Origin of the sequence: Nocardioides sp. (assembly GCF_035703625.1) — a bacterium.
GTDB lineage: Bacteria > Actinomycetota > Actinomycetes > Propionibacteriales > Nocardioidaceae > Nocardioides.
In genome coordinates, this window is the sequence record NZ_DASSXS010000111.1 from 1 (window position 1) to 6,348 (window position 6,348).

A 6,348-nucleotide genomic window follows, 5' to 3' on the forward strand; every position below is an offset into this window, starting at 1 on the left:
GCCGCCTCCACGCTCTCGGCCACCGAGAAGCGGGTGTTGATCGGAACCAGCTCGTTGCGCAGCTCGTCGTCCGGAGCGTGCAGGGACAGGGCGAGGGTCACCGGGATGCCCTCCTCGGTCAGTTGCCGGATCCGTGGCACCAGCCCGACGGTGGACACGGTGACGCCCCGGGCCGACATGCCCAGCCCGTCGGGAGCGGGGTCGGTGAGGCGTCGTACGGCGCCCATGACCGCCCGGTAGTTCGCCAGCGGCTCGCCCATGCCCATGAAGACCACGTTGGAGACCCGGCCCGGGCCGCCGGGGACCTCGCCGCGCGCGAGCGACCGTGCTCCGGCCACGACCTGCTCCACGATCTCGGCGGTCGACATGTTGCGCTGCAGGCCTCCCTGTCCGGTCGCGCAGAACGGGCACGCCATGCCGCAGCCGGCCTGGCTCGAGACGCACATGGTGACCCGGCCCGGATATCGCATCAGCACCGACTCGACCAGGGCGCCGTCGAACAGCTTCCACAGAGTCTTGCGGGTCGTCCCGCCGTCGGCCTCCATCGTGTGCAGGGGCGTCATCAGCGGGGGCAGCAGCGCGGCCACCAGCTCCTCCCGACCACCCGCCGGCAGGTCGGTCATCTGGTCGGGGTCGTCGACGAGCCGCGAGAAGTAGTGGGTCGACAGCTGCCGTGCCCGGAAGCGCGGCATGCCCAGCTCTCCGGCGAGGTCGGCGCGCTCGTCGGCCGACAGATCGGCGAGGTGCCGGGGCGGCTTGCGGCGGCCGCGAGGCTCGTCGAAGACCAGCGGGAGCGGCTTGGGGCTGTCGGACATCAGGGTCCGATCATCCCATCCCTCCGGGAGCGGGCCCGAATCGTCGGCCCGAATCGTCGTGGCCCGGCTCAGCCCTGGGAGCGGACCATGAAGTAGAGGACGAGCGAGGCGACACACAGCACGACCAGCGTGGTCAGGGCCATGCCGATGAACATGTAGGTGCCGAAGCGACGGGTGCGAGGCACGGCGGCCAGGACGGCCGGGACGACCAGGAGGAGCAGGATGTAGGGGAACAGCTCCTCCGCGGTGTCGTAGTCGAACATCAGCCGCAGGATGCCCGCGTAGGCACCGGGCACCAGCATCACCGAGAGCATGCCGGTGAAGAAGCCGGCCAGGGCATTGAACGTCGGGTGGTCTCGGTGCCACCAGCTCGGTGACTCCCCGTCCGTGTCCTCCCCCCTGACTTCCTCGGGGGCGCGCTCTGTCGTCATCGCGAGAATTCTCCCAGACGTACCGCCCTTGCCGCACGGCGGCACCCCGGCCACGCTGGGGTGATGGAGGTGCGCTTCCTCGACGGTGACGGGGCACATCGCGCCGAGTCCCACGACCGGGCCGCCCTGTTCGGCCGCCGGGACGGTTTCGTCTGGGTCGACGTACCGACCTGGAGCGACGAGGCGGAGCGCGTGCTCGAGACCCTCGGCTGCCACCCGCTGGTGGTCGCAGGCTGCCGCCAGCGCAACTACGTGCCCACCGTGCACGGGTACGCCGACCACGTCTTCGTGACCACGCAGTCACCGTTCCTCGGACATGCCGGCCACGTGCACCTCCTGGAGCTCGACCAGATCATCGGCAGCCACTTCCTGGTCACCGTCCACGGACCGATCAACCCTGACGTCGACCCCGCCCGTGCCCTGGTGGAGACCGCCGGCGTCCTGACCCGGATCGAGGAGAGCCGGTTCCGGCCCCGGTCCCCCGCCGAGCTCAGCTACGCCATCACCTCGGCGGTGGCCCGTCGGCAGAGTGGTGTGATCCGCGAGGTCGCCGCCAAGATCCCCGATCTGGAGCGGGACGTGATGGCCTCCCAGCTGCGCAACCCCGAGGCACTGCTGGAGACCATGTTCCTGATCCGCCACGAGCTGATCACGACGCGCACCATGGCGGCGCAGTGCCACGACATCTGGGTCCGCCTGGCCGGCATCCAGAGGATGCCCGACGACGAGGACGCACGCTTCGCCCGCGACGTGGCCGAGCAGTTCGAGCGGGTCCGGTCACTGGCCGACGGTGAGTCACACTTCCTCTTCGGCGTGATCGAGCTCTACCAGACCAAGGTGCACACCAAGATGACCGTCGCGATGGAGCGGTTGGCGGTGATCGCGGCGGTCACCCTGCCGATCACCGCCATCGCCTCGATCCTCGGCATGAACCTGATCGTCAACGGCAGCACCCAGCCCGGACTGCTCGTCATCGCCCTCGCCGTGATGGTCGGGATCAGCCTGTTGCTGCTGCGCTGGGCCCACCGTCAGGGCTGGTGGTGACCCGCGTTTTCCAGATAGTCCGTCACGAAACGGTTGCCCCTGACGGCGTGTCGGCAGCCATTGCGTGACGGACTATCCGAGTTGGTCAGGCGTCCACCACGATCAGGTCCGGCATCCGGAGGGCGGCCCAGCGGGCGAGGTCAGGAGGTCGTCCCGTGAGCTCGGACACGAGGAGGGTCCACGCGGTTCCGTGGCCCACGAGCACCACGTCCAGGTCGTCGTGGGTGGTCAGGATGCCGCCGACCGCCCGCGTCACCCGCGACCGGCAGGTTGCGAGCGGCTCCCACCCCTCGTGCGCGGGCGCGGCCGGGTCGGCGAAGGCGCGGCGTACGACGCCCTCGAAGTCCTCGATCCAGCCGCCGGCCTCCCGGACGTGCTCCCTCAGCTCGTCCACGACGCCGACCTCCCCGTCGGTGAGCAACCGGGCCGTGTCGACGGCCTTGGGCTCCGGCGAGCTGAACCACGCGCCCCGCTCAGGGAGCCGGCCGGACTCCCGCAACGCCCACACGGCGTCGAAGCCGGCGGGATCGAGCTCCCAGGTGGCCGCCGGCCGGTCCGGCACGACCAGGGGTCTCCCGTGCCGGACCAGGTGAAGCATCAGAAGACGAGGTAGTGGAGGAGCAGCCAGATCGGGGCGATGGTGGCCAGGATCGAGTCGAGCCGGTCCATCAGGCCGCCGTGGCCCGGGATCACCTGGCTCATGTCTTTGATCCCGAGGTCGCGCTTGATCACGGACTCGCACAGGTCGCCCAGCGTCGCCATCACGGCCGCGATCAGGCCGAGGGCGATGCCGACCCACCAGTCCCCCTCGAGGAAGTAGACGACCAGGCCGTAGCCGGCGGCGACGCAGAAGACGATGGACCCGGCGAAGCCCTCCCACGACTTCTTCGGAGAGATGACCGGCGCCATCGGGTGCCGGCCGAAGAGCACGCCCGCGAAGTAGCCGCCGATGTCGGAGGCGATGGTCACCAGGATGAACACGATGATGCCCCGCACCCCGTCGTCCCAGCGGTCGAAGTCGCTGGTGCCACCCTCGGCCAGCAGCAGGGCGACGAACGAGCCCAGGAACGGCACGTAGATCAAGGTGAAGACCGAGGCGGTGGCGTTCTGGACGTAGCCCGGGACGCCGCGGCGCAGCAGCCACAGCATGATGACGAGGGCGGTCACGGCCGTGGCGGTGACCAGGGCGGCGGGCCCGAAGAAGTAGGCCACCACCACCATGACCACGCCGCCCAGCATCAGGGGCTGCTCGGGCAGGTCGATGTCCTTGGCCAGGAACCCCTTGTGGAGCTCCCAGATCGCCACCACGACCGCGCCGGCGACGATCAGCATGAACGCCGTCTTCCAGAACACCAGGGATCCGGCGATGCCGAGCAGCAGCACCACCCCGGAGGCGACGGCGACCGGCAGGTCGCGGCCCGCGCGGCCGTGGTCGACCTGCGGCGCAGGGGTGGGGTCGGTCATGTGGAGTGGCGTCTCGAGGTCGCTCAGACCTCGATCAGCTCGGCTTCCTTGTTCTTGAGCATGTCGTCGATCTCGTCGGTGTGCTTGCGGGTCATCCCGTCGAGCCGCTTCTCGGCGCCGGTGACGTCGTCCTGTCCGACCTCGCCGTCCTTCTCCAGCTTCTCGAGGTGGTGCTTGGCCGTACGCCGCAGGTTGCGCACCGCCACCCGGCCGTCCTCGGCCTTGGCGCGGGCCACCTTGATGTACTCCTTGCGGCGCTCCTCGGTGAGCTCCGGGAAGACGCAGCGCAGCAGCTTGCCGTCGTTGGCGGGGTTGACGCCCAGGTCGGAGTCACGGATCGCGCGCTCGATGTTGCCCATGGCGCCCTGGTCGTAGGGGGAGATCAGGACGATCCGCGCCTCGGGGGAGGTGAACGACGCCAGCTGCTGCAGCGGCGTCGGCGTGCCGTAGTAGTCGACCATGATCTTGCTGAACATGCTCGGGTGCGCGCGTCCCGCCCGGATCGCCGCGAACTCCTCACGCGTCGCCTCGACCGACTTGTCCATCTTGTCGTCGGCCTCGTGGAGGATGTCGTTGATCACGGCTGTTCCCTTTCGCTGCGTTCGTCGAGTTCGCTGGGTTCGGCGAGCCGGTCCTGGTCAGCCGGCGCTGACCAGCGTCCCGATCTTCTCACCCCGGACGACCCGGAGGATGTTGCCCTCGCCCTGCATGCCGAACACGACCATGGGCAGCTTGTTCTCGCCGCACAGCGCGAACGCCGTCTGGTCCATGATCCGCAGCCCCCGGGCCATCGCCTCGTCGTAGGTCAGCTCGTCGAACTTCTCGGCGGTGGGGTCCAGGCGCGGGTCGGCGGTGTAGACGCCGTCGACCCCGCTCTTGGCCACCAGGACGACGTCGCACTTGCTCTCCAGCGCGCGCTGCACCGCCACCGTGTCGGTGGAGAAGAAGGGCATGCCCATCCCCGCGCCGAAGATCACCACGCGCCCCTTCTCGAGGTGGCGGATGGCGCGCCTGGGGATGTAGGGCTCGGCGATCTGGCCCATCGTGATCGCGGTCTGGACACGGGTCTCCACGCCCTCCTTCTCGAGGAAGTCCTGGAGCGCCAGGCAGTTCATGACGATGCCGAGCATGCCCATGTAGTCGGCCCGGACGCGGTCCATCCCGCGCTGCTGGAGCTCGGCACCGCGGAAGAAGTTGCCGCCGCCGGTGACCACCGCGATCTGGACGCCGGCCTTGGCCACCGCCGCGATCTCGCGGGCGATGGCCTGGGCGACGTCGGGGTCGACGCCCACCTTGCCGCCGCCGAAGACCTCTCCGGAGAGCTTCAGCAGGACACGGTTGTAGGACGTCACGAGGGATCCCTTCGTACGACGATGGCTGGACCGATCGCTGTCGAGACCCTACTCGTCAGCTGCCGACCTCGAAACGCGCGAAGCGGGTCAGCGTCACCCCGGCCTCGTCGAGCACGGCCTTGACCGACTTCTTGTTCTCGGTGACCGACGGCTGCTCGAGCAGGACGACGTCCTTGAAGAAGCCGTTGAGCCGGCCCTCGGTGATCTTGGCGATCGCCTGCTCGGGCTTGCCCTCCTCGCGGGAGGTCGCCTCGGCGATCTCGCGCTCCTTGGCGACGATGTCGGCCGGGACGTCCTCACGGGTGAGGTACTGGGGGCGCATCGCCGCGATCTGCATGGCGGCGCTGCGGGCAGCGTCGGCGTTGCCGTCGTACTCGACGAGGACGCCGACGGCGGGCGGCAGGTCGGCCGCACGCTTGTGCATGTAGGCGACGCTCGGGCCGTCGAAGTAGGCGACCCGGCCCAGCTCGATCTTCTCGCCGATGGCGATCGCCAGCTCCTCGACGACCTCCCCGACGGTCTTGTCGCCGAGCTGGACGCCCTTGAGCGCCTCGGGGTCGGCCGCCTGGGCAGCGTCCGCGGCCTCGGCGATCCGCTGGGCGGCGGTCACGAACTCCTCGCCCTTGGCGACGAAGTCGGTCTCGCAGTTCAGCTCGACCAGGGCCCCACCGGCGGTGGCGACCAGGCCGGCCGAGGCCTCGCGCTCGGCGCCGCGCTTGGCGGCCTTGGCGGCGCCCTTGACGCGGAGCAGCTCGACGGCCTTGTCGAAGTCGCCGTCGGACTCCTCGAGTGCCTTCTTGCAGTCCATCATGCCGGCGCCGGTCAGCTCGCGGAGCTTCTTGACCTCGGCCGCGGAGAAGTTAGCCATGATCCTTCTTCCTCGAAGTTCTGGAGGGGGTTGTCCTGTGTGCGCCCGCTCAGGCGGAGGCGTCGGACTTGGACTCGGCGTTGACGAAGCCCGCGGCCTCGGCGGCCTCCGCGGTGCGGAACCAGACCTCGGCGTTGGTGCGGTCGTACCAGGGGCTGCTGGGCGCGTGGAACTTCTTCGACGTCTTGTTGCCCTTGATGTCGAAGCCCTCGGGGGCCGAGCCGTCCTCGAGCGGGGCGGCCGAGTCGGCACCGAACTCGCCCTCGCCACCGGTGGCCGGAGCCTCGGTGGCCGGAGCGTCGGTGGCCGGAGCGTCGGTGGCCGCCGCGGCGGCAGCGTCGGCCTGGGGCGCCTCGGACGCGGCGCCGGTGGCC

8 protein-coding genes and 1 pseudogene are annotated in these 6,348 nt (G+C 69.9%); 1 reads left to right on the forward strand and 8 read right to left on the reverse strand.

The features are described 5' to 3' along the window. Positions 1-815, reverse strand: an 815-nt coding sequence (rlmN, locus tag VFN12_RS05385; RefSeq protein ID WP_325117575.1) for a 23S rRNA (adenine(2503)-C(2))-methyltransferase RlmN, incomplete at its 3' end; no start/stop codon positions are given. A gap of 68 nt (positions 816-883) precedes the next feature. After that, positions 884-1,246, reverse strand: a complete 363-nt coding sequence (locus VFN12_RS05390; protein WP_325117576.1) for a hypothetical protein — start codon at positions 1,244-1,246, stop codon at positions 884-886. A 63-nt stretch (positions 1,247-1,309) separates the two neighbouring features. Between VFN12_RS05390 and VFN12_RS05395 the strand changes: the two genes are divergently transcribed. Beyond that, positions 1,310-2,290, forward strand: coding sequence for a magnesium transporter CorA family protein (locus tag VFN12_RS05395; protein ID WP_325117577.1), 981 nt, complete (start codon positions 1,310-1,312; stop codon positions 2,288-2,290). An 85-nt stretch (positions 2,291-2,375) separates the two neighbouring features. On the opposite strand, the gene VFN12_RS05400 is transcribed toward VFN12_RS05395, so the two are convergent. The 6 genes and pseudogenes from VFN12_RS05400 to VFN12_RS05425 all read right to left on the reverse strand — a co-directional run. Then, positions 2,376-2,888, reverse strand: coding sequence for a histidine phosphatase family protein (locus VFN12_RS05400; RefSeq protein WP_325117578.1), 513 nt, complete (start codon positions 2,886-2,888; stop codon positions 2,376-2,378). Continuing rightward, positions 2,888-3,754 carry a phosphatidate cytidylyltransferase gene (locus VFN12_RS05405; protein ID WP_325117579.1) on the reverse strand — a complete coding sequence of 289 codons (867 nt, stop codon included), beginning with the start codon at positions 3,752-3,754 and terminating at the stop codon, positions 2,888-2,890. The genes VFN12_RS05400 and VFN12_RS05405 overlap by 1 nt, the downstream gene beginning before the upstream one ends. 23 nt (positions 3,755-3,777) lie before the next feature. Beyond that, complete coding sequence (gene frr / locus VFN12_RS05410) at positions 3,778-4,332, reverse strand: ribosome recycling factor (protein ID WP_325117583.1); 555 nt, start codon at positions 4,330-4,332, stop codon at positions 3,778-3,780. A 60-nt stretch (positions 4,333-4,392) separates the two neighbouring features. Beyond that, complete coding sequence (pyrH, locus tag VFN12_RS05415; protein ID WP_325117581.1) at positions 4,393-5,106, reverse strand: UMP kinase; 714 nt, start codon at positions 5,104-5,106, stop codon at positions 4,393-4,395. Between the two features lie 55 nt (positions 5,107-5,161). Then, entirely contained in the window at positions 5,162-5,974 is an 813-nt protein-coding gene (gene tsf / locus VFN12_RS05420; protein WP_325117582.1) for a translation elongation factor Ts, read from the reverse strand. Between the two features lie 49 nt (positions 5,975-6,023). After that, positions 6,024-6,348 (reverse strand): annotated as a pseudogene (locus VFN12_RS05425) (50S ribosomal protein L17); the annotation flags it as partial.

What these genes read in the sequence shown, in the direction of transcription:
- VFN12_RS05390 (WP_325117576.1), bottom strand. Translation starts at nt 1,246, where the DNA reads ATGACGACAGAGCGCGCCCCCGAGGAAGTCAGGGGGGAGGACACGGAC.
- VFN12_RS05395 (WP_325117577.1), top strand. Translation starts at nt 1,310, where the DNA reads ATGGAGGTGCGCTTCCTCGACGGTGACGGGGCACATCGCGCCGAGTCC.
- VFN12_RS05400 (WP_325117578.1), bottom strand. Translation starts at nt 2,888, where the DNA reads ATGCTTCACCTGGTCCGGCACGGGAGACCCCTGGTCGTGCCGGACCGG.
- VFN12_RS05405 (WP_325117579.1), bottom strand. Translation starts at nt 3,754, where the DNA reads ATGACCGACCCCACCCCTGCGCCGCAGGTCGACCACGGCCGCGCGGGC.
- tsf (WP_325117582.1), bottom strand. Translation starts at nt 5,974, where the DNA reads ATGGCTAACTTCTCCGCGGCCGAGGTCAAGAAGCTCCGCGAGCTGACC.